Here is a 22,619-nt window from a genome sequence, read left to right as displayed (position 1 = left end):
TTGCATGTCCGGGTGATGGCAGTCGCGGCTGCCACGCAATGGGGCGGCGCTTCATGACGAAAACATGGCGGTGCACCTTTGTGGTGCGATTTGTTCGGATGCTGTTGGTATGTACTTGAAATTAAAGGATTAACTGCTCTGGCTCGGGGCTTGCACAGGTACCTGCAAGTTCGGGTGACAAGGAGTACGGCATGGCCCGCACCTTTTATGACGAGATGTACGACGCGAGCGGCGCTGTCCGCCCGCATTACCGCGAATTTTCCCGCTGGCTGGCAGAGACGCCGGACGATCTGCTGGCCCAGCGCCGCCGAGAAGCCGACCTGTTGTTCCACCGCGCCGGTATCACTTTCACCCTTTATGGGGATGATCAGGGCACCGAGCGCCTGATTCCCTTCGACATCATTCCTCGCGCGATCCCTGCAAGCGAATGGCGCATGGTCGAACGCGGCTGCATCCAGCGCGTGCAGGCGCTCAACCTGTTCCTCGCCGACCTCTATCACGAGCAACGCATCATCAAGGCGGGGATCATCCCGGCCGAGCAGGTGCTGGCCAACGAGGGCTACCAGATGGCCATGCAGGGCCTCGACCTGCATCGCGATATCTACGCGCACATCGCCGGGGTCGATCTGGTGCGTGACGGCGACGGCAGCTACTACGTGCTGGAAGACAACCTGCGCACTCCCAGCGGCGTCAGCTACATGCTCGAAGACCGCAAGATGATGATGCGCCTGTTCCCTGAGCTGTTCGCCGCGCAGCGCGTGGCACCGGTGGACCACTACCCGAACCTGCTGCTGGATGCGCTGAAGAGCTCCAGCCCGCTGGACAATCCCACGGTGGTGGTGCTGACCCCGGGGCGTTTCAACAGCGCCTACTTCGAGCATGCCTTCCTCGCCCGCGAAATGGGTGTGGAGCTGGTGGAGGGCGCCGACCTGTTCGTGCGCGACGACAAGGTGTACATGCGTACCACGGCCGGCGCCCGTCAGGTGGACGTGATCTACCGCCGTCTCGACGACGCCTTCCTCGATCCGCTGGCCTTCAACCCCGAGTCCATGCTCGGCGTCGCCGGGCTACTGTCGGCCTACCGCTCGCGCAACGTAGTGCTGGCCAACGCCATCGGTACCGGTGTGGCCGACGACAAATCGGTCTATCCCTTCGTCGGTGACATGATCCGCTTCTATCTCGATGAGGAGCCGATCCTCAAGAACGTGCCCACCTGGCAGTGCCGCAAACCCGAGGAGCTGTCCCACGTGCTGGCCAACCTGCCCGAACTGGTGGTCAAGGAAACCCAGGGCTCCGGCGGCTACGGCATGCTGGTCGGCCCGGCGGCGAGCAAGGCCGAGATCGAGGCCTTCCGCGAGCGGCTCAAAGCCAAGCCGGAGGCCTACATCGCCCAGCCGACGCTGAGCCTGTCGACCTGTCCGACCTTCGTCGAGCGCGGCATCGCCCCGCGCCACATCGACCTGCGCCCGTTCGTCCTCACCGGCCGCGAAACCCGCCTGGTGCCCGGTGGCCTGACCCGCGTGGCATTGCGCGAAGGCTCGCTGGTGGTCAACTCGTCGCAAGGCGGCGGTACCAAGGACACCTGGGTGGTGGAGGACTGAATATGCTTTCGAGAACTGCCTCCGACCTGTACTGGATGTCGCGTTACCTGGAACGTGCCGAGAACCTGGCGCGCATGCTCGACGTCAGCTATTCGCTGTCGCTGATGCCGCAGGACGGCCGTGGCGACGGCCTTGACGAACTGGCCATGCCGCTGCTGATCACCGGCACCCTGGACGACTACCTGGAGCGCCATGGCCCGCTGCATGCCGAGCGTATGCTGCACTTCTTCGCCCTTGATGCGAGCAACCCGGGCAGCATCTACTGCTGCCTGCAGGCCGCGCGCAGCAATGCCCATGCGGTGCGCGGGCGGATCACCGCCGACATGTGGGAGAACATCAACGCCACCTGGCTGGAGATGCGCGGCATCGCCCAGCAGGGCCTGGGGCGCTATGGCATCAGCCGCTTCTGCGAATGGGTCAAGGAGCGTTCGCACCTGTTCCGTGGCGCCACCTTCGGCACTATCATGCGCGGTGAGGCCTATCGCTTCATCCGCCTGGGCACCTTCATCGAGCGCGCCGACAACACCCTGCGCCTGCTCGATGCCCGCTACGAAATGCTCGGCGAGGAAATCGACGAGCTGGAAGAACGCACCGCGCGCAGCTATTACCAGTGGAGTGCGCTGCTGCGAGCACTGTCCTCGTTCGAGGCCTTCGCCGAGATCTACCGTGGCTCGCCGCGGACGCGCAAGGTCGCCGAGCTGCTGCTGTTGCGCCCGGACGTGCCACGTTCGCTGCGCGCCTGCATGGAAGAACTCAACCTGATGCTCGCCGGTCTACCGGGGGAGAACGGTCGTCCGGCGCAACGCCTGGCCGCCGAACTGGATGCTCGTCTGCGCTACACCAGCATCGATGAAGTGCTCGATGAAGGCCTGCACGCCTGGCTGACCGACTTCATCCTGTTGGTGCGCCAACTGGGCAACACCATTCACACGTCCTATCTGGAGGTCGCATGAGACTCTCGATCAGTCATGACACCACCTACCATTACGATGATCAGGTGCGCGCGAGTATCCAGTACCTGCGTCTGACCCCGCATGACAGTGAACGCCAGCAGGTGCTCAGTTGGCAGCTCGACCTGCCACGCCCGGTGCACGCCCAGCTCGACCCCTACGGCAATATCCTGCACGTACTGACCCTGGACGAGCCGCACGAGTCCATCGTCATCGGTGCCCGTGGCCAGGTGGAAATCGACGAGAACTGCGAAGCCGAACACGAGCCGCAGTCGGCGTTGCCGTTCTTGCGCTTCACTCGTCTGACCCAGGCCGACGACGCCATCCGTGAATTCGCCGCTCAGCACGCCAAGGCGCACAGCGACCGCAATGGCCTGATCGATCTGATGCACGCGCTCAACGCTCATATCGCTTACCAGCCAGGCAGCACCGAAGTGGACACCAGCGCCGCCGAGGCTTTCGCCGGTCGCCGTGGCGTCTGCCAGGATCATACCCATGCCTTTCTCGCCTGCGCGCGCAGCCTGGGTGTGCCGGCGCGCTACGTATCGGGCTACCTCTACACCGACGACGCCGAGCACCTGGCCAGCCACGCCTGGGCCGAGGCCTGGGTGGGGGATGCCTGGTACAGCTTCGACGTGACCAACTGCCTGGCACGCCCGGAGCGCCACCTCAAGCTGGCGGTCGGTCTGGACTACCTCGATGCCTGCCCGGTACGTGGCATGCGCCGTGGTGGCGGTTGCGAGCAGATGCATGCCCAGGTGCAGGTGGCGCCGTTGTTGCAGGTGCGGCAACAGTGAAGTGTCGATAGGTGTTGGGAAGGAGTAGGGTGCGCTGTGCGCACCTCCGACCGAAACATCGGTGCGCACGGCGCACCCTACTACAGATTCGTGCTGCCCTTGCGCTGTGCCATGTGCCGCAGGTAGGCGATCAGGCGCTCTAGTTCGGCGCTCGGCAATACCGTTTCGCTGAATCCCGGCATACGTCCCTGCGGCCAGCGCCGCAGGCTTTGCGGGTCGCGGATGTACTGGCGCAGGAAGGCGCCGGTGAAGTACTCGGTGGGGTTGTGCGGCAGGTTCAGATCCGGGCCGAACTCGGCATCGCCCGCGCCATTGAGGCGATGGCAGGCCATGCAGTTCTTCTGATACAGGGCGAAGCCGGCCTGCACGTCAGCGCTGGCATCCGCTGCTGGCAGCAGGGCGGGGAAGCGCTGGGCGACCGGCGCCAACTGGCGAATCGTCGCGACCTGGAAGGGCCATTGCTCGGGGCCGATCTGGCTGGTCGCCGGGTCGCTCCAGACCAGGTAGAACGGCCCGGCGCTGTGCTTACCCTTGGCCAGTGCCGGCCAGGGCTGGCGTTCGTCCTCCACGGCCAGCCAGGCGCGAGCCCCCTGTGTGGCCAACAGAGTGGCGGCGGGCAATTCAGCGGCGAAACCATCGAGCGCCACCGCTTGCAGGTGATCGCCTGGGGCGATGCGATCGAGCAGCACGCTTATCGGCACGGCGCGATAGTGCATGCTGCGCTTGTAGGCCACATCGTCGGGGATTTCGATATCGCGCGCTTGCGGGTGATTCAGCAGCTCGGCGCTGCTCCAGGTGCGCTTGGCATCACCCTGGATCACTTGCAGTTCGGCGCTCTGTACGCTGCAGGCCAGAAGCAGCAGGCTAGCGAGCAGGGCTTTCATCGGGCCGACTCGAGCAGCGCAGCCAGATCGTCGTAGGCGCCGGCATTGATCACTTGGCTATAACCCATTGCCTGCAGATCCTCCTGGGCCAGCGACGAGCGCCGTCCGCTGCGGCAATAGAGCACCAGTGGCCGATCCTTGTCAGGGGCCAGCTCGGCGATTTGCGAGGCAACCTGCTCATGGCCGATGCGAATGGCGCCGGGCAGGGCGCCGTCGGCGAACTCCTGCTCGGTGCGTACATCGATCAGCAGGGCAGTGGGCTGGCGCAACGCAGCCAGGGCAGCGTCCTGGTCGATCTCCCCGGCCTGGGCCAGACCACTCAAGGCGAGAAGCAGCAGTAACGGGCGCATGTCGAACTCCTGTGCAGGGGCGTACAGCATCGCCTGACAGAAAGCCCGGGTCTAGGGGCTGCGCCTCAACTGACCAGCCGGGTCAGGTTGGGAATGATCAGGATGACGGTGGTGGCGAAGAGAATGATGCCCGCCTGGCGGAGTTTCGGTTGTTTGAACATGGCCGGTGCCTTTGTTGTTATTGGCTGGTGTTCGGCACCGCTGCGCGACCGCTTGGCTGCTGCGACTTCTGGGCCTGATCCTGTCACTCGCCCCGGCATGACCCGGCGACGATCCCATGCACCTTGACGACTGCGTGCACGAACAACTCTAGGCCGGGTACCGGCAGTTTTTTAGACGACTTGGTTGCAAGCAGCGCAGTCATCGTACCTTCGCGTTATGCCAGTTCCTGACCGCTGGCACAGGAACCTTGCGCTAGACGGCTTGCTCGATCAGACGAGGCTTCCGGGCGCTGGATGACCGTTCGTCTGAGCTTTGTAGTCAATGCCCCTGAGCGCTTAGGTCATTGAGCCAGCAGGCGGCGGCGCTATGGTAGGGGGGCTCGACAAGAACAGGCCTGCTAGCGCCACACCATCTCCGAGGACACCATGACCGAAGCCTATATTTTCGATGCCGTGCGCACGCCACGCGGCAAGGGCAAGAAGGACGGCGCGCTGCATAGCGTCAAGCCCGTGCAACTGGTCGCCGGCCTGCTCAAGGCTCTGCAGGCCCGCAACGATCTGGATAGCAGCCAGGTGGACGATATCGTCCTCGGCTGCGTGACCCCGGTGGGCGATCAGGGCGCCGATATCGCCAGGACCGCCGCCATGGTCGCGGATTGGGACGTCAGCGTGGCCGGCGTGCAGCTCAACCGCTTCTGCGCCTCGGGCCTGGAGGCGGTGAACATGGGGGCGATGAAGGTGCGCTCCGGTTTCGAGGATCTGGTGGTGGTGGGCGGCGTGGAGTCCATGTCGCGCATTCCCATGGGCTCCGACGGCGGCGCCTGGGTGATGGACCCGGAAACCAACATGCACAGCAACTTCGTGCCGCAAGGCATCGGTGCCGACCTGATCGCCACTCTGGAAGGTTTCAGCCGCAGCGATGTCGATGCCTTCGCCCTGCGCTCGCAGCAGAAGGCCGCGCGCGCCCGCGCAGATGGTTCCTTCAACAAATCCCTGGTGCCGGTGGCCGACCAGAATGGCATCGTGCTGCTCGACCATGACGAATTCATCCGGGCCGACTCCACCCTCGAAGGTCTCGGCAAGCTCAAGCCCAGCTTCGAGATGATGGGGCAGATGGGCTTCGATGCCACAGCGCTGCGCGTCTACAGCTTTGTGGAGCGCATCGACCATGTGCATACGCCGGGCAACAGCTCGGGCATCGTCGATGGCGCGGCGCTGATGCTGATCGGCTCCGAGGCCAAGGGCAAGGAACTGGGCCTGAAGCCGCGTGCGCGCGTCGTCGCTACGGCGGTGACCAGCACCGATCCCACCATCATGCTTACCGGCCCTGCGCCGGCCACACGCAAGGCGCTGGCCAAGGCGGGGCTGGCCATCGACGACATCGACCTGTTCGAGGTCAACGAGGCCTTCGCCTCGGTGGTGATGAAGTTCATGCAGGACATGGGCGTCAGCGAGGACAAGGTCAACGTCAATGGCGGTTCCATCGCCATGGGCCACCCGCTGGGCGCCACCGGCTGCGCCATCCTCGGCACGCTGCTCGACGAGTTGGAGAAGCGGCAGTTGCGCTACGGCCTGGCCACCCTTTGTGTGGGCGGCGGCATGGGTATAGCGACCATCATCGAACGTATCTAAGGAGCTATCACGGGCTACTGCGCTCGGCCATGCCGCGTTGGAAATCCTCCGGAAATGCTCATTTGCCACGGCAAACTCCGCTTTCCGAATGATTTCCGCCTAGCCTGACCTTCGCTCGTGACGCCCCTGAAGCGCTCCCCGAACATTGGGAAGTGAATGCAATGACTGACGCCATCCGTTACGAAAAAGGCCAGGACAATATCGTCGTCCTGACCATGGACATGCCCGGCCAGAGCGCCAACACCATGAACGCGGCGTACCGCGAAGCCATGGGCCAGATCGTCGAGCGCCTGGAAGCCGAGAAGGATTCGCTTGCCGGAGTGATCATCACCTCGGCGAAGAAGACCTTCTTCGCCGGCGGCGATCTTAATGAACTGATCAAGGTCACCCAGGCCGAGGCCCAGGGCTTCTACGAGATGATCCTCAAGGTCAAGGGTCAACTACGCCGCCTGGAAACCCTCGGCAAGCCGGTGGTTGCCGCCATCAATGGCGCGGCGCTGGGCGGTGGCTGGGAAATCGCCCTGGCCTGTCACCACCGTATCGCCCTGAACGAAAGCCACGTGCAGCTTGGCCTGCCGGAAGTCACCCTGGGCCTGTTGCCGGGCGGCGGCGGGGTGGTGCGCATGGTACGCCTGCTCGGTCTGGAGAAAGCGCTGCCGTACCTGGCCGAAGGCAAGAAGGTGCGCCCGGAGGCAGCGCTCGAGGCCGGGCTCATCCACGAGTTGGCCAGCGACCGTGATGACATGCTGGCCAAGGCCCGCGCCTGGATCGCTGCCAACCTGGCCGCCAAGCAGCCGTGGGACGTGCAGGGCTACAAGATCCCTGGCGGCACGCCCAGCTCGCCCAACGTGGCGCAGATGCTGGCTATCGCCCCGAGCGTGCTGCGCGACAAGACCAAGGGCTGCTTCCCGGCGCCGGAGAAGATCATGTGCGCCGCCGTCGAGGGTGCGCAGGTCGACTTCGATACCGCGCAGATCATCGAGGCGCGTTACTTCACCGAGCTGGCCTGCGGTCAGGTGACGAAGAACATGATCGGCACCTTCTGGTTCCAGCTCAACGAGATCAACGCCGGCGGCTCGCGCCCGCAGGGCCATGCGAAGACCCAGACCAAGAAGGTTGGTGTGCTCGGCGCGGGCATGATGGGCGCCGGTATCGCCTACGTCTCGGCGGCGGCCGGTATCGAGGTGGTGCTCAAGGACGTATCCGTCGAAGCGGCAGAGAAGGGCAAGAGCTATTCGGCCAAGCTGCTGGACAAGAAGGTCAGTAGGGGCCACATGACGGCCGAGCAGCGCGAGGCCTTCCTGGCGCTGATCAAGGCCACCGACAGCGAGGCGGATTTCGCCGGCTGCGACCTGATCATCGAAGCGGTGTTCGAGGATCGTGCGCTCAAGGGCAAGGTTACCGCCGCCGCCGAGGCCGCTGCGCTGAGTGATGCGGTGATTGCTTCCAACACCTCGACGTTGCCGATCACCGGCCTGGCGACTGCCGTGGCCAAACCGGAGCATTTCATCGGCCTGCATTTCTTCAGCCCGGTGGACAAGATGCCGCTGGTGGAGATCATCCGTGGCGAGAAGACCTCGGATGAGACGCTGGCGCGCGGCTTCGACTACGTCATGCAGATCAAGAAGACCCCCATCGTGGTCAATGACAGCCGTGGCTTCTTCACCTCGCGGGTATTCGCCACCTTCACCAACGAAGGCCTGGCCATGCTCGGCGAGGGTGTCAGCGCGGCGCTGATCGAGAACGAGGCGCGCAAGGCCGGCATGCCGGTCGGGCCGCTGGCGATCAGCGACGAGGTGTCGATGAGCCTGATGAATCATATCCGCCAGCAGACCCTCGCGGATCTCGCCGCCGAAGGCAGATCCATCCCCGAGCACCCGGCCTTCGCCGTCATCGACCTGATGGTGAGTGAGTACAAGCGTCCGGGCAAGGCGGCTGGGGCCGGCTTCTATGAATATCCGGCCAGCGGCAAGAAACACCTGTGGCCTGAGCTCAAGGCGCGCTTCGAGAAGGCCGATGCGCAGATCGCTCAGGAGGACGTGCGTGACCGCATCCTGTTCATCCAGGCCATCGAAACGGTGCGCTGTATGGAGGAGGGCGTGCTGAAGTCGGTGGCCGACGCCAATATCGGCTCGATCTTCGGCATCGGTTTCGCCGCCTGGAGCGGGGGCGCGCTGCAGTTCATCAACCAGTACGGGGTCAAGGACTTCGTGGCCCGCGCGCAGTATCTGGCCGAGCAGTATGGTGAGCGCTTCCTGCCGCCGGCGCTGCTGCTGGAGAAGGCGGCCAGGGGCGAGACGTTCTGAGAACGGGCGGGGCGGCAGGGGCATCGCAGCCCTGCCGCCGGCCTGGTGCCGCTGGTCGGGTTGCTGCCAGCGGCCGATCTTCGTCTACCCTAAGTTCGCTGCAGGGCGTATGATTCGCGCCCTTTTGATCATCCATCCTTACACCGGGAGGTGCCTTAGATGAGCGAACTCGAAACCCAGCGTCCGGCTGGGGAAAAACTGCAGAAAGTCCTGGCGCGCATGGGCCTGGGCTCGCGCCGCGAGATCGAAACCTGGATCAGTGAAGGCCGCGTCAAGGTCAATGGTGCCGTCGCCGAACTGGGGCAGCGCGTCGAGATCAGCGATGCCATCGTCCTCGACGGCCGCCTGCTCAAGCGCGAAGAAGTCGCCACCTCGGTGCGTCGCGTGCTGATCTACAACAAGCCCGATGGTGAGATCTGCACCCGTGACGACCCGGAAGGCCGCCCCACGGTTTTCGAGCGTCTGCCGCGCCCGCGTGAGGGCCGCTGGATCAATATCGGCCGTCTCGATATCAACACCACCGGCCTGCTGCTGTTCACCACCGACGGTGAACTGGCCAACCGCCTGATGCACCCCTCCTACCAGATGGACCGCGAATACGCCGTGCGCGTGCGCGGTGAAGTCACCGAAGAGATGCTGGAAACCCTGAAGAAGGGGGTGATGCTCGAGGATGGACCGGCCAAGTTCACCGACATCAAGGAAGCGCCCGGCGGCGACGGCCTCAACCACTGGTATCACTGCGTGGTGATGGAAGGGCGCAACCGCGAGGTGCGTCGTCTCTGGGAATCTCAGGGAGTGGTGGTCAGCCGCCTCAAGCGCGTGCGCTTCGGCCCGGTGTTCCTCACGTCCGACATCACCATGGGCCGCTGGCGCGAGATGGATCAGCGCGAAGTGGACATCCTCAGCGCCGAAGTGGGCCTGACGCCGCAAGCGTTGCCGGTGATGAAGGAAAGGGTGCGCGAGAAGCTCGACCGCCTGCAACGCAAGTCGGCCAAGCCGGTCGAGGCACGCGGCAAGCGCGTGCTGCGTCCTGCCTTGGATGAAGCGGGCGAGGGCGAGCGTGCGAGCCGGCCGGCGCGTCAGCGTGACGGTGAGCCGCGTGGGTCTCGCGGCCCGCGTCAGGAAGGTGGCGAGCGTCGTGAGCGCGGCACCCCTGTGGCCGAGCGCCCGAACGATGTGAAGAAGCGTCAGCCGCGCCCTGCGGTGGAACTGGCTGATCGCCCCGCGCGCAAACCGCGCCCCTCGACACCGGGCAAGCGCCCGTCGGGTGGTGATGGCCAACGTCCAGGCTTCGGGCGTAAGCGATAGAACAGCTTCAAGCTGCAAGCCGCAAGTGGGTCATCGCTTGTAGCTTGTAGCTTGTAGCAGCTCTTATCCCGCCATGCTCAGGCGGTTACGCCCTTCGCGCTTGGCGATATAGAGGGCGTTGTCGGCGCGGCGTAGCAGGCTTTCGCTGGACTCGCCCGGCAGCAGGCTGGCGCAACCGAGGCTGATCGACACTTCGATGGGTTGGCCGGCATTCAGGCACTGCAGTTCCAGCACGGCGAAGCGCAGGCGTTCGCCGACCTGAGCGGCTGCCTCGCGGCCCGTATTGGAGAGGATGATGAGGAACTCCTCACCACCATAGCGGAACACCATGTCGACATTGCGCAGTTGCTGCTTGAGCGTCTGCGCGACGGCCTTGAGCACCTCGTCGCCCTGAGCGTGGCCGTGCGTGTCGTTGATCATCTTGAAGTGGTCGATGTCCAGCATCAGCAGCGACAGCGGATGCAGGTTGCGCCTGGCCATGTCGACTTCCCGTTGTAGCACCTGATCCATGGCGATGCGGTTACCTGTATTGGTCAGTGGGTCGCGCAGGGCGCTGAGCAGAGCCGTGCGATAGAGCAGGGCGTTGCGCAGGGGGAACAGCAGGCAGGCCAGCAGCGACTCGAGCTGGGCCAGTTCATCGTCGTCGAAGCGTTGGCGGCGGCGAAAGGTCAGCTCGCCCAGGTACTCACCGTCATGGCTGAGGCGGTAGCCCGCCGAATGCGGAGCGCGCTCGCCCAACTCCAGGCGCAGGTCATGAGAGGTGTGCTGGAAGCCCATGGCGTCGATTGGCACCAGCGATTGCACCTCACGGTAGAACAACTCGAGGATGCGCTCGATCTCCAGGCTGGTTTGTAGCTGCAGGTTCAGTTGCTGGCGCAGCTCGGCGAGCGTGGTGGGTTTGAGCGGCAGGTTGCGATTGCCGGAAAAACCCAGGCGCTGCAGTTTGGCTGCATCGAAATCAATGGTGTTGGGGCGGCGGGGGGGAGCCATACGACTGAACCTCTGGCGCAAGAGTGCGACGACGAAGAGGTTAGAGCGAATTCCGTGCCAGGTGTTTCGTGGTTGTTTAAAAGCCCTTATTAATCAGTTAGTTGTCTGATAATCAAAAGGCTTGCCGGCAAGTATTTGCCGGCTTTTCATGAGGGATGCTGGCAAATTGATGCCGCTTGCGCCGGAAAGCTGTCGCCGCCCCGATCAGGGCTGGCAGCTATTGCGCGTCCAGTGCCTGACCATTGACGCCCTGGCTGTCCGGGCCCATCAGATAGAGGTAGAGCGGCATGATCGCTTCCGGCTCGGGGCGGCTTGTCGGATTCTCCGCCGGGTAGGCCTGGGCGCGCATGGCGGTGCGGGTGGCGCCGGGGTTGACGCTGTTGGCGCGCACGTTGGCGATGCCGTCCAGCTCGTCGGCCATGACCTGCATCAGGCCTTCGGTGGCGAACTTGGATACCGCGTAGGCGCCCCAGTAGGCGCGCCCCTTGCGCCCGACGCTGCTGGAGGTGAAGACCACCGAGGCGTCCTGCGACAGCTTGAGCAGCGGCAGCAGGGTGCTGCTGAGCATGAACATGGCGTTGACGTTGACGTGCATCACGCGCATGAAGTTGTCGCCGGAAAGCTGCTCCAGCGGCGTGCGTGGGCCGAGGATGGAGGCGTTGTGCAGCAGGCCGTCGAGGCGGCCGAACTCGTTCTCGATCATCACCGCCAGTTCGTCGTACTGATGCGGCAGGGCGGTTTCCAGGTTGAAGGGGATCACCACCGGCTGCGGATGGCCGGCGGCTTCGATCTCGTCATAGACCTGGCTCAGGTTGGCTTCGGTCTTGCCCAGCAGCAGCACGGTGGCGCCATGGGCCGCGAAGCTCTTCGCGGCGGCCGCACCGATGCCACGGCCGGCGCCGGTGATCAGGATCACTCGATCCTTGAGCAGGTCGGGGCGGGCGCTGTAGTCGTACATGGACAAATCTCCTTCGCAGAGCTGCAAGCCTCAAGCTGCAAGCTTCAAGAAAAAACAAAAACGAAATGGTGGCCGTCTGCCGCTGTTGGGTTAGCAGCCGCAGATGGCGCGATCGAGCACGGCGCGTAGCTCCGAGGGGTGGTCGACCACCACGTCGGCGCCCCAGTTGCGGGGGTTGTCTTCGGGGTGGATATAGCCGTAGGAGACTGCCACCGTGCGGCAGCCGGCCGCGCGGCCTGAGTCGATATCGCGGGCATCGTCGCCGATGAATAGGGTTTCCTCGGGTTTCACGCCCATTTTCTGGCAGGCCAGCAGGAGCATGTCCGGCGCCGGCTTGCTCTGCTCGACGTGATCCGGGCAGACCAGCACCGCCGAGCGCTCGGCCAGGCCCAGGCGCTGCATGATCGGCTCGGCGTAGCGCACCGGCTTGTTGGTGGCCACTCCCCATGGCAGGCGGGCGTGCTCGATGTCGGCGAGCAGGGTTTCGATGCCGTCGAACGGGCGGGTCAGCACCGCACAGTGTTCCTGGTAGCGCTCGAGGAATTCCAGGCGCAGGGCCTCGAAGGCGGGCGAGTCCGGCGCTTCGTCGAAGGCGCAGGCGACCATGGCGCGCGCGCCGCCGGAAACCTGATCGCGAATGGCCTTCTCCGGTAGTGGCGGCAGGCCACGGGCAGTGCGCATGGCCTGGGTGATGGCGATGAAGTCCGGCGCCGAGTCGAGCAGGGTGCCGTCCATATCGAAAAGAACCGCTTGCAAACGCATGCGTCTCACTCCTTGCGCAGCGTCTGGATCATGTAGTTGACGTCGACGTCGGCGGCCAGTTTGTAATGCTTGGTCAGCGGGTTGTAGGTCAGGCCGATGATGTCCTTGACCTCCAGCCCGGCGGCACGGCTCCAGGCGCCCAGTTCGGAGGGGCGGATGAACTTCTTGAAGTCGTGGGTGCCGCGTGGCAGCAGGCGCAGGATGTACTCGGCGCCGATCACCGCGAACAGATAGGACTTGGGGTTGCGGTTGATGGTGGAGAAGAACACCTGGCCGCCGGGTTTGACCAGCTTGTGGCAGGCGCGGATCACCGAAGATGGATCGGGCACGTGTTCGAGCATTTCCAGGCAGGTGACCACGTCGAACTGGCCGGGTATCTCTTCGGCCAGGGCTTCGGCGGTGATCTGCCGATACTCGACTTCGACGCCGGACTCCAGCTGGTGCAACTGAGCCACCGACAGTGGCGCCTCGCCCATGTCGATGCCGGTGACGCTGGCGCCGCGCTGGGCCATGGCCTCGCTGAGAATGCCGCCGCCGCAGCCTACGTCCAGCACGCGCTTGCCGGCCAGGCCGACGCGCTCGTCGATCCAGTTGACCCGCAGCGGGTTGATGTCGTGCAGGGGTTTGAACTCGCTTTCCCTGTCCCACCAGCGGTGGGCCAGGGCCTCGAATTTGGCGATTTCGGCGCGGTCGACGTTGCTCATAAGTCTCTCGATCGGAAGCAGGGGAAGCCTAACCCTGTCATGTTGCCAGTTTAAGGCGCCACAGGGCACGGCACGGATTCGTTCAATCTATGTCAGTTTGTCGCAGGGGCGGTGTCATGCTCTGGCGTCGCTGATCCTGCTGCCCCAGGCCCTGGCCTTGGCAATCAGCTCGTTTTCGTCCATGCGCGTCAGGCGGCCGTCTTCCAGGAGCTGCTTGCCGCCGACCCACAGGTGCCTCACGCAGTCGCGGCCACTGGCATAGATCAGCTGCGACACCGGGTCGTAGATCGGTTGCTGGGCGAGCCCGGAAAGGTCGAAGGCTACCACGTCGGCCAGCTTGCCCACTTCCAGTGAGCCGACCTGCGCCTCCAGGCCGAGGGCGCGGGCGCCATTGAGCGTGGCCATGCGCAGGGCGCTATGGGCGTTCAGCGCGGTAGCCGAACCGGCCACCGCCTTGGCCAGCAGGGCCGCCGTGCGGGTTTCGCCGAGCAGGTCGAGGTCGTTGTTGCTCGCCGCACCGTCGGTGCCGATGGCGACGTTGACGCCGGCCTGCCACAGGCGCTCCACCGGGCAGAAGCCGCTGGCCAGCTTGAGGTTGGATTCCGGGCAGTGGATCACGCTGCAGTTGTGCTCCACCAGCAGCGCCAGATCCTCGTCGTCGATCTGGGTCATGTGCACGGCCTGGAAGCGTGGCCCGAGCAGGCCCAGGCGGGCCAGGCGCGCCAGCGGTCGTTCGCCCTGCTTGGCCATGGCTTCGGCCACTTCCTGAGCGGTTTCGTGCACGTGCATCTGGATGCCGGCATCGAGTTCGTCGGCCAGCACGCGTATCTCTTCGAGCTTGTCGTCGTTGACCGTATAAGGCGCGTGCGGGCCGAAGGCGATGCGCAGGCGTGGGTGCTGCTTGAGGTCATCGAACAGTTGCAGGCCCTTGCGCAGCGCTTCTGCCGCGTTGAGCGCGCCGGGCACGGGGAAGTCCAGCACCGGCACGCTGATCTGCGCGCGCACGCCGGCGTCGTGCACGCATTGGCAGGCCACCTGTGGGTAGAAGTACATGTCGGAGAAGCAGGTGATGCCCCCCTTGATCTGCTCGGCGATGGCCAGCTCGGTGCCGTCGCGAACGAAGTCCTCGTCGACCCATTGGCCCTCGGCCGGCCAGATGTGCTCGTGCAGCCAGGTCATCAGTGGCAGGTCGTCGGCCATGCCGCGCAGCAGGCTCATGGCCGCGTGGCCGTGGGCGTTGATCAGGCCGGGCGCGAGCAGGCACTGCGGCAGCTCAAGCACCTCCCGGGCGCCCTGGCGCAGGGCTTCCTCGCGCGGGGCGAGCAGGGCGATCTGGCCATCGCGAATGCCCAGGGCATGATCGCGCAGCACGACGCCAGCCGGCTCCACCGGCACCAGCCAGGTGGGGAGAAGCAACAGATCGAGTGGAGCTGAGGGCATCAGGGCTATCCGTTTGCGTCGAGGACGGGGTGGGCGCCAGTTTATAGAGGAACATCAAGCGCTTGAAGCGCCGGCCTGGATACTCTTGCTGCCTGAGTGGTGGCCAGGCGGCGTATACTCAGCGGTTTTCGATTGCCAAGGGTGAGGTAATAGATGCGCGAGCAATTGCTGGCCGCAGAGAAGGTTCAGGCAATCGATTGGCGCGATGGTGCGCTCTATCTGCTCGATCAGCGCCTGCTGCCGCAGGAGCAGGTCTGGTTGCGCTTCGATTCGGCTGCCGAGGTGGCGCAGGCCATCCGCGACATGGTGGTGCGCGGCGCGCCGGCCATCGGCATCGCAGCGGCCTATGGCGTGGTGCTGGGGGCGCAGGCCTGCCTGGCCGCAGGTGGCGACTGGCGTCAGGCGCTGGAGGCCGATTTTCAGCGGCTGGCGGCTTCGCGCCCGACCGCGGTGAATCTGTTCTGGGCGCTGCAGCGCATGCGTGAGCGGCTGCAGCGCCTGAAGGGCGAGCAAGGTGTGCTGGAGCAGCTCGAAGCCGAGGCAGTCGGCATTCACGCCAGTGATCGCGAAGCCAACCTGACCATGGCGCAACTGGGCATGGAGCTGATCCGCAAGCATCAGGGCAGCGAGCAGGTCTTGATGACCCACTGCAATGCTGGCGCCCTGGCCACCGGCGGCTTTGGTACGGCGCTCGGGGTGATTCGCGCGGCCCACCTGGAGGGGCTGGTGGAGCGGGTCTATGTCGACGAAACCCGGCCCTGGCTGCAAGGTGCACGGCTGACCGCCTGGGAGCTGGCCGGCGATGGCGTGCCGGTGAGCCTGAACGTGGACGCCGCTGCCGCGCACCTGATGAAGGTCAAGGGGGTGTCCTGGGTGATAGTCGGCGCCGATCGCATCACCGCCAACGGCGACGTGGCCAACAAGATCGGTACCTATCAGCTTGCGGTCAACGCCATGCACCACGGCGTGCGCTTCATGGTGGTGGCGCCCAGCTCCACCATCGACATGGCCCTGGAAAGCGGCGAAGACATTCCCCTCGAAGAGCGCAGCGGCGATGAGCTGCGCCTGCTGGGTGGGCGGCCGATCGCCGCCGAGGTGGCGGTGAGCAACCCAGTGTTCGATGTGACGCCAGCGGATCTGGTGGACTACATCGTCACCGAGAAGGGTGTGGTCGAGCGTCCGGACAGCGAAAAACTGGCGCAGCTGATGTGCCGCAAGCGCCTGCACTGAGCCATCCGCCACAGCCAGTGGCGGGGTAGGTGCAGGGCGGGCTTTGTGGTAAGCTCCGGCAGTTTTCATGGGGCCTGCCGGCAGTGATCCCGGCGCCTCTTTAGCGCGGCATAACCCGTTGATTTATCGCGAGTCGTCATGGCCAGGCGCCATGCCGACGAACTTCGTAGCGTTCAGGAAGAATGACGCGGAGTTTCACCAGAAAAAGGAACCAGGCTTCTCATGGGCGAACTGGCCAAAGAAATTCTCCCGGTCAATATCGAAGACGAGCTGAAACAGTCCTACCTCGACTACGCCATGAGCGTGATCGTCGGGCGTGCGCTGCCGGATGCGCGCGACGGCTTGAAGCCGGTCCACCGTCGTGTGCTCTACGCCATGAGCGAGTTGGGCAACGATTGGAACAAGCCCTACAAGAAATCCGCCCGTGTGGTCGGTGACGTGATCGGTAAATACCACCCGCACGGCGACACCGCGGTGTACGACACCATCGTGCGCATGGCCCAGGACTTTTCCCTGCGTTACCTGCTGGTCGACGGCCAGGGCAACTTCGGTTCGGTGGACGGCGACAACGCTGCAGCCATGCGATACACCGAAGTGCGTATGACCAAGCTGGCGCATGAGCTGCTGGCCGACCTGGAAAAGGAAACCGTCGACTGGGTACCCAACTACGACGGCACCGAGCAGATTCCGGCGGTGATGCCGACCAAGGTGCCGAACCTGCTGGTCAATGGCTCGTCCGGTATCGCCGTGGGCATGGCCACCAACATCCCGCCGCACAACCTCAGCGAAGTGATCGATGGCTGCCTGGCGTTGATGGACAACGCCGAGCTGACCGTCGATGAGTTGATGCAGTACATCCCCGGCCCGGATTTCCCCACCGCCGGCATCATCAATGGTCGTGCCGGCATCATCGAGGCCTACCGCACCGGCCGTGGGCGCATCTACGTGCGCGCCCGGGTCGAGGTGGAAGATATCGACAAGGCCGGCAACCGCCAGCAACTGGTGGTCACCGAGCTGCCGTACCAGCTTAACAAGGCGCGCCTGATCGAGAAGATCGCCGAGCTGGTGAAAGAGAAGAAGATCGAAGGCATCACCGAGCTGCGCGACGAGTCCGACAAGGACGGCATGCGCGTGGTGATTGAGCTGCGTCGCGGCGAAGTGCCGGACGTGGTGCTCAACAACCTGTACGCCCAGACCCAGATGCAGAGCGTGTTCGGCATCAACGTGGTGGCGCTGGTCGACGGTCAGCCGAAGACCATGAACCTCAAGGACATGCTCGAGGTGTTCGTCCGTCACCGCCGCGAAGTGGTGACCCGGCGTACCGTCTACGAACTGCGCAAGGCGCGCGAACGTGGCCATATTCTCGAAGGCCAGGCCGTCGCGCTGTCCAACATCGACCCGGTGATCGAGCTGATCAAGAGCTCGCCAACGCCGGCCGAGGCCAAGGAACGCCTGATCGCCACCGCCTGGGAATCCAGCGCGGTGGAAGCCATGGTCGAGCGCGCCGGTGCCGATTCCTGCCGTCCGGAAGGGCTGGACGAGCAATACGGGCTGCGCGACGGCAAGTACTACCTGTCGCCGGAGCAGGCCCAGGCCATCCTCGAGCTGCGCCTGCACCGCCTGACTGGCCTGGAGCACGAGAAGCTGCTGGCCGAGTATCAGGAAATCCTCGCCCTGATCGGCGAGCTGATCCGCATCCTCACCAGCCCCGAGCGCCTGATGGAAGTCATCCGCGAGGAGCTGGAGAAGGTCAAGGCCGAGTTCGGCGATGCCCGCCGCACCGAGATCATCGCTTCGCGTCAGGACCTGACCATCGCCGACCTGATTACCGAAGAAGAACGCGTCGTTACCATCTCCCATGGCGGCTATGCCAAGAGCCAGCCGCTGGCTGCCTACGAGGCGCAGCGTCGCGGTGGCCGCGGCAAGTCCGCCACCGGGGTGAAGGACGAGGATTACGTCGAACACCTGCTGGTGGCCAACAGCCATTCGACCCTGCTGCTGTTCTCCAGCAAGGGCAAGGTCTACTGGCTGCGCACCTTCGAGATTCCCGAGGCGTCGCGTACCGCCCGTGGCCGTCCGCTGGTCAACCTGTTGCCGCTGGTTGAAGGCGAGCGCATCACCGCCATGCTGCAGATCGATCTGGAGGCCCTGCAGCAGAGCGCGGGCGCTGACGAAGAACTGGAAGACGAAGGCGTGGTGATCGAAGGCGAAGCCGTCGAGGTTGCCGAAGTCGCCGAGGTAGAGGAAGTCGAAGAGGTCGAGGGCGAAACCCCTGAGCTGGTGGCCGAGCCGACCGGCGCCTACATCTTCATGGCCACTGCCTTCGGTACGGTGAAGAAGACCCCGCTGGTGCAGTTCAGCCGTCCGCGCAGCGCCGGTCTGATCGCTCTGAAACTGGAAGAGGGCGACACCCTGATCGCCGCCGCCATCACCGATGGCGCGAAGGAAGTCATGCTGTTCTCCGATGCCGGCAAGGTGCTGCGCTTCGCCGAGAGCAAGGTGCGCACCATGGGCCGTACTGCCCGCGGTGTGCGTGGCATGCGCCTGGGCAAGGGCCAGGAACTGATTTCCATGCTGATTCCCGAGTCCGGCGCGCAGATCCTCACCGCCTCCGAGCGTGGCTTCGGCAAGCGTACCAGTCTGGGCAAGTTCCCGCGTCGCGGTCGCGGTGGCCAGGGCGTGATCGCCATGGTCACCAGCGAGCGTAACGGCAAGCTGGTCGGCGCCATCCAGGTGCAGGACGGCGAGGAAATCATGCTGATTTCCGACCAGGGCACGCTGGTGCGTACCCGTGTCGACGAGGTGTCCAGTTCCGGCCGTAACACTCAGGGTGTGACCCTGATCAAGCTGGCCAAGGACGAAACCCTGGTCGGCCTGGAGCGCGTGCAGGAGCCGACGCCGGTTGAGGAAGACGAGTTGCTCGAAGGCGAGGAGGGCGCTGAAGTCGCCGAAAACGCCGAAGCACCAGTCACTGATGCCGAGGAAGGCAGCGAGGAATAAAGTCGGGCTCCGTGGGAGGGGCCGGGCGGCGTTCCGATTAGCCGCGACTGTCGTGCTAAAGCCTCCCATAGACATGGTGACAGTTTGGACATGCCATCGCCTGGTGGTGGCGTTCTGTGAATCTGAGAGAGACAGACGTGAGCAAGCGAGCTTTTAACTTCTGCGCCGGCCCGGCCGCGCTGCCGACCGCTGTACTGCAACGTGCCCAGGCCGAAATGCTCGACTGGCAGGGCAAGGGCCTGTCGGTGATGGAGATGAGCCATCGCAGCGACGAGTACGTGGCCATCGCCAGCCAGGCCGAGCAGGATCTGCGCGATCTGCTCGCCGTGCCCAACGACTACAAGGTGCTGTTCCTGCAGGGCGGTGCCAGCCAGCAGTTCGCCGAAATCCCGCTCAACCTGCTGCCGGAAGACGGTGTGGCCGACTACATCGAGACTGGCATCTGGTCGAAGAAGGCCATCGAAGAGGCGCGCCGCTATGGCGCCATCAACATTGCCGCCAGCGCCAAGGCGCACGACTACTTCGCCATTCCCGGGCAGAACGACTGGCAACTGTCGAAAGATGCCGCCTACGTGCATTACTGCAGCAACGAAACCATCGGCGGCCTGCAGTTCGACTGGGCGCCGCAGACCGGCGATACCCCGCTGGTGGTGGACATGTCTTCGGACATTCTCTCGCGCCCCATCGACGTGTCGCAGTTCGGCCTGATCTACGCCGGCGCGCAGAAGAACATCGGCCCCAGTGGCCTGGTGGTCGTGATCGTTCGCGAAGACCTGCTCGGCCGTGCCCGCAGCGCCTGCCCGACCATGCTCGACTACAAGGTTTCGGCCGACAACGGTTCGATGTACAACACCCCGGCCACCTATTCCTGGTACCTATCCGGTCTGGTGTTCCAGTGGCTCAAGGAGCAGGGCGGCGTCGAGGCCATGGAGCGCGTCAACCGCGCCAAGAAGGAGCTGCTGTACAAGGCCATCGACAGCAGCGATTTCTATAGCAACCCCATCGCCCATAACGCCCGTTCCTGGATGAACGTGCCGTTCCGCCTGGCCGACGAGAAGCTGGACAAGGCCTTCCTCGCCGGTGCCGACGAGCGTGGCCTGCTCAACCTCAAGGGGCATCGTTCGGTAGGCGGCATGCGCGCGTCCATCTATAACGCCGTCGGCCTGGATGCCGTCGAGGCGTTGGTGGCCTACATGGCCGAGTTCGAGAAGGAGCATGGCTGATATGTCGGAACAGGAGCTGCAGGCGCTGCGTGTACGCATCGACAACCTGGACGAGCGCATCCTCGAGCTGATCAGCGACCGTGCTCGCTGCGCCGAAGAAGTGGCGCGGGTGAAGATGAAGGAACTCAAGGAAGGCGAGTCGCCGGTGTTCTATCGTCCCGAGCGTGAAGCCCAGGTACTCAAGCGCATCATGGAGCGCAACCAGGGCCCGCTGGGCAACGAGGAAATGGCGCGGCTGTTCCGCGAGATCATGTCCTCCTGCCTGGCCCTGGAGAATCCGCTCAAGGTGGCCTACCTCGGCCCGGAAGGCACCTTCAGCCAGGCCGCGGCGATGAAGCATTTCGGTCACGCCGTGATCAGCGTGCCGATGGCAGCCATCGACGAAGTGTTCCGCGAAGTGGCCGCCGGTGCGGTGAATTTCGGTGTGGTGCCGGTGGAGAACTCCACCGAGGGCGCCATCAACCACACGCTCGACAGCTTCCTCGAACACGACCTGGTGATCTGCGGCGAAGTCGAACTGCGCATTCACCATCACCTGCTGGTGGGCGAAACCACCAAGACCGACAAGATCACTCGCATCTATTCCCATGCCCAGTCCCTGGCGCAGTGCCGCAAGTGGCTGGACGCGCATTACCCGAACGTCGAGCGCGTGGCGGTCTCCAGCAACGCCGACGCGGCCAAGCGGGTCAAGAGTGAGTGGAACAGCGCGGCCATCGCTGGCGACATGGCGGCCAACCTGTATGGCCTGAGCAAACTGGCGGAGAAGATTGAGGATCGCCCGGACAACTCCACGCGTTTTCTCATCATCGGCAATCAGGAAGTGCCGCCGACCGGCGACGACAAGACCTCGATCATCGTCTCCATGCGCAACAAGCCCGGCGCGCTGCACGAGCTGCTGGTGCCGTTCCACAACAACGGCATCGACCTCACCCGCATCGAGACGCGGCCGTCGCGCAGCGGCAAGTGGACCTATGTGTTCTTCATCGACTTCGTCGGTCACCATCGCGACCCGTTGATCAAGGACGTGCTGGAAAAGCTCGCCCAAGACGCCGTGGCGCTCAAGGTGCTGGGTTCCTATCCGAAGGCGGTACTTTGAGCCGCAAGCGTCAAGCCGCAAGCTGCAAGAGAGAAGCAGTTTGTCGCCTGATGCCGGAGGCGCTGCCGTGAGTCGCTTTTTCTTGAAGCTTGTAGCTTGAGGCTTGTAGCTATGCCCTGTGATTTCCTTGCCCTGGCCCAGCCGGGCGTGCAAAAGCTTTCTCCCTATGTGCCGGGCAAGCCGGTCGATGAGTTGGCGCGCGAGCTGAATCTTGATCCGGCCGGTATCGTCAAACTGGCCAGCAACGAGAACCCGCTCGGCCCCAGCGACAAGGTGCTGGCGACGATTCGTGCCGAACTGGACGAGTTGACCCGCTATCCGGATGGCAATGGCTTCAATCTGAAAGCCGCGCTGGCGACCCGCTATGGCGTCGAGGCTGCACAGGTAACGCTGGGCAATGGCTCCAACGACATCCTCGAACTGGTGGCTCGGGCCTATCTGGCACCTGGCCTCAATGCCGTGTTCAGCGACTATGCCTTCGCGGTGTATCCCATCGCCACCCAGGCCGTTGGTGCCCAGGGCAAGATCGTGCCGGCCAGGGACTATGGCCACGATCTGGACGCCATGCTGGCCGCCATCGACGACGAGACTCGCGTGGTGTTCATCGCCAACCCCAACAACCCGACCGGTACCTGGTTCGGTTCGCAGGCTCTGGAGGCCTTCCTGGCCAAGGTGCCGGAGACAGTGCTGGTGGTGCTGGACGAGGCCTATATCGAGTACGCCGAAGGCGATGAACTGCCCGATGGCCTGGATTACCTGGCGCGCTACCCCAACCTGCTGGTTTCGCGCACTTTCTCCAAGGCCTATGGCCTGGCGGCGCTGCGCGTCGGTTATGCCATCAGCTCGCCGGCCATCGCCGACGTGCTCAACCGCGTACGCCAGCCATTCAACGTCAACAGCCTGGCCCTGGCGGCCGCCTGCGCCGCGCTGGCCGATAGCGACTATCTGGCCGAGAGCCGTCGTCTCAACGATGCCGGCATGCGGCAACTGGAAGAGGGCTTGCGCGCGTTGGGCCTTGGCTGGATTCCCTCCAAGGGCAATTTCATCGCCGTCGACTTCGGCCGCGATGCCGCCGCAATCAACCAGGCGCTGCTGCGCGAAGGGGTGATAGTGCGGCCGATGGCCGGTTACCGCATGCCCAATTTCCTCCGTGTCTCCATTGGGTTGCCGCGCGAGAATGCGCGTTTCCTCGATGCCCTGGCCAAGGTGCTGGCGGCGTGACCGAGA

18 protein-coding genes are annotated in these 22,619 nt (G+C 64.4%); 11 read left to right on the top strand and 7 right to left on the bottom strand.

The features are described 5' to 3' along the window. Positions 1 to 191: 191 nt before the first annotated feature. Genes ACSVIK_RS17200 through ACSVIK_RS17190 form a run of 3 tightly spaced genes read left to right on the top strand, consistent with a single transcriptional unit; the run spans position 192 to position 3,348 of the window. Positions 192 to 1,601 (top strand): circularly permuted type 2 ATP-grasp protein, encoded by a 1,410-nt coding sequence (locus ACSVIK_RS17200; protein WP_442445467.1) that lies wholly within the window; start codon positions 192 to 194, stop codon positions 1,599 to 1,601. Between the two features lie 2 nt (positions 1,602 to 1,603). Further along, positions 1,604 to 2,554 carry an alpha-E domain-containing protein gene (locus ACSVIK_RS17195; protein ID WP_442445466.1) on the top strand — a complete coding sequence of 317 codons (951 nt, stop codon included), beginning with the start codon at positions 1,604 to 1,606 and terminating at the stop codon, positions 2,552 to 2,554. After that, complete coding sequence (locus ACSVIK_RS17190; protein ID WP_442445465.1) at positions 2,551 to 3,348, top strand: transglutaminase family protein; 798 nt, start codon at positions 2,551 to 2,553, stop codon at positions 3,346 to 3,348. The genes ACSVIK_RS17195 and ACSVIK_RS17190 overlap by 4 nt, the downstream gene beginning before the upstream one ends. An 80-nt stretch (positions 3,349 to 3,428) precedes the next feature. Here the strand turns inward: ACSVIK_RS17190 and ACSVIK_RS17185 are convergent, their stop codons facing one another. Continuing rightward, a complete protein-coding gene (locus ACSVIK_RS17185; protein WP_442445464.1) occupies positions 3,429 to 4,232 on the bottom strand; it encodes a c-type cytochrome in 804 nt (267 codons plus the stop codon). Next, positions 4,229 to 4,582, bottom strand: coding sequence for a rhodanese-like domain-containing protein (locus ACSVIK_RS17180; RefSeq protein ID WP_442445463.1), 354 nt, complete (start codon positions 4,580 to 4,582; stop codon positions 4,229 to 4,231). Before ACSVIK_RS17180 ends, ACSVIK_RS17185 begins: the two co-directional genes overlap by 4 nt. A 587-nt stretch (positions 4,583 to 5,169) precedes the next feature. Here ACSVIK_RS17180 and ACSVIK_RS17175 point away from each other — a divergent pair. The 3 genes from ACSVIK_RS17175 (at position 5,170) to rluB (ending at position 9,989) form a co-directional block, all read left to right on the top strand. Then, a complete protein-coding gene (locus ACSVIK_RS17175) occupies positions 5,170 to 6,375 on the top strand; it encodes an acetyl-CoA C-acetyltransferase (protein ID WP_442445462.1) in 1,206 nt (401 codons plus the stop codon). 161 nt (positions 6,376 to 6,536) lie between these two features. Next, a complete protein-coding gene (locus ACSVIK_RS17170; protein ID WP_442445461.1) occupies positions 6,537 to 8,681 on the top strand; it encodes a 3-hydroxyacyl-CoA dehydrogenase NAD-binding domain-containing protein in 2,145 nt (714 codons plus the stop codon). A gap of 159 nt (positions 8,682 to 8,840) precedes the next feature. Beyond that, the gene (gene rluB / locus ACSVIK_RS17165) at positions 8,841 to 9,989 is read left to right on the top strand and encodes a 23S rRNA pseudouridine(2605) synthase RluB (RefSeq protein WP_442445460.1); all 1,149 of its coding nucleotides are present in this window, start codon (positions 8,841 to 8,843) and stop codon (positions 9,987 to 9,989) included. 63 nt (positions 9,990 to 10,052) lie between these two features. Here the strand turns inward: rluB and ACSVIK_RS17160 are convergent, their stop codons facing one another. The 5 genes from ACSVIK_RS17160 to ACSVIK_RS17140 all read right to left on the bottom strand — a co-directional run bounded on the left by ACSVIK_RS17160 (position 10,053) and on the right by ACSVIK_RS17140 (position 14,843). Next, positions 10,053 to 10,979 (bottom strand): GGDEF domain-containing protein, encoded by a 927-nt coding sequence (locus ACSVIK_RS17160; protein ID WP_442445459.1) that lies wholly within the window; start codon positions 10,977 to 10,979, stop codon positions 10,053 to 10,055. 217 nt (positions 10,980 to 11,196) lie between these two features. Further along, complete coding sequence (locus ACSVIK_RS17155) at positions 11,197 to 11,937, bottom strand: YciK family oxidoreductase (RefSeq protein WP_442445458.1); 741 nt, start codon at positions 11,935 to 11,937, stop codon at positions 11,197 to 11,199. A 90-nt stretch (positions 11,938 to 12,027) separates the two neighbouring features. Further along, positions 12,028 to 12,699, bottom strand: a complete 672-nt coding sequence (mupP, locus tag ACSVIK_RS17150; RefSeq protein ID WP_442445457.1) for an N-acetylmuramic acid 6-phosphate phosphatase MupP — start codon at positions 12,697 to 12,699, stop codon at positions 12,028 to 12,030. Between the two features lie 5 nt (positions 12,700 to 12,704). Beyond that, positions 12,705 to 13,403 (bottom strand): bifunctional 2-polyprenyl-6-hydroxyphenol methylase/3-demethylubiquinol 3-O-methyltransferase UbiG, encoded by a 699-nt coding sequence (gene ubiG / locus ACSVIK_RS17145; protein ID WP_442445456.1) that lies wholly within the window; start codon positions 13,401 to 13,403, stop codon positions 12,705 to 12,707. Between the two features lie 114 nt (positions 13,404 to 13,517). After that, complete coding sequence (locus tag ACSVIK_RS17140; RefSeq protein ID WP_442445455.1) at positions 13,518 to 14,843, bottom strand: TRZ/ATZ family hydrolase; 1,326 nt, start codon at positions 14,841 to 14,843, stop codon at positions 13,518 to 13,520. A 153-nt stretch (positions 14,844 to 14,996) separates the two neighbouring features. On the opposite strand from ACSVIK_RS17140, the gene mtnA reads away from it, so the two are divergent. The 5 genes from mtnA to hisC all read left to right on the top strand — a co-directional run bounded on the left by mtnA (position 14,997) and on the right by hisC (position 22,613). Then, positions 14,997 to 16,073 (top strand): S-methyl-5-thioribose-1-phosphate isomerase, encoded by a 1,077-nt coding sequence (mtnA, locus tag ACSVIK_RS17135; RefSeq protein WP_442445454.1) that lies wholly within the window; start codon positions 14,997 to 14,999, stop codon positions 16,071 to 16,073. 222 nt (positions 16,074 to 16,295) lie between these two features. Continuing rightward, positions 16,296 to 19,073 carry a DNA gyrase subunit A gene (gene gyrA / locus ACSVIK_RS17130; protein WP_442445453.1) on the top strand — a complete coding sequence of 926 codons (2,778 nt, stop codon included), beginning with the start codon at positions 16,296 to 16,298 and terminating at the stop codon, positions 19,071 to 19,073. A gap of 137 nt (positions 19,074 to 19,210) precedes the next feature. Further along, positions 19,211 to 20,296, top strand: a complete 1,086-nt coding sequence (gene serC / locus ACSVIK_RS17125) for a 3-phosphoserine/phosphohydroxythreonine transaminase (protein ID WP_442445452.1) — start codon at positions 19,211 to 19,213, stop codon at positions 20,294 to 20,296. A 1-nt stretch (position 20,297) separates the two neighbouring features. Then, positions 20,298 to 21,392 (top strand): prephenate dehydratase, encoded by a 1,095-nt coding sequence (gene pheA / locus ACSVIK_RS17120; RefSeq protein ID WP_442445496.1) that lies wholly within the window; start codon positions 20,298 to 20,300, stop codon positions 21,390 to 21,392. A 111-nt stretch (positions 21,393 to 21,503) separates the two neighbouring features. Further along, a complete protein-coding gene (gene hisC / locus ACSVIK_RS17115; protein ID WP_442445451.1) occupies positions 21,504 to 22,613 on the top strand; it encodes a histidinol-phosphate transaminase in 1,110 nt (369 codons plus the stop codon). Positions 22,614 to 22,619: the final 6 nt, after the last annotated feature.

Source organism: Pseudomonas sp. NCHU5216 (genome assembly GCF_052156495.1).
In the GTDB taxonomy this organism is placed as follows: Bacteria; Pseudomonadota; Gammaproteobacteria; order Pseudomonadales; family Pseudomonadaceae; genus Aquipseudomonas.
Note: the sequence above shows the minus strand (reverse complement) of the source record. Positions and strands in the feature narration are given on the sequence as shown.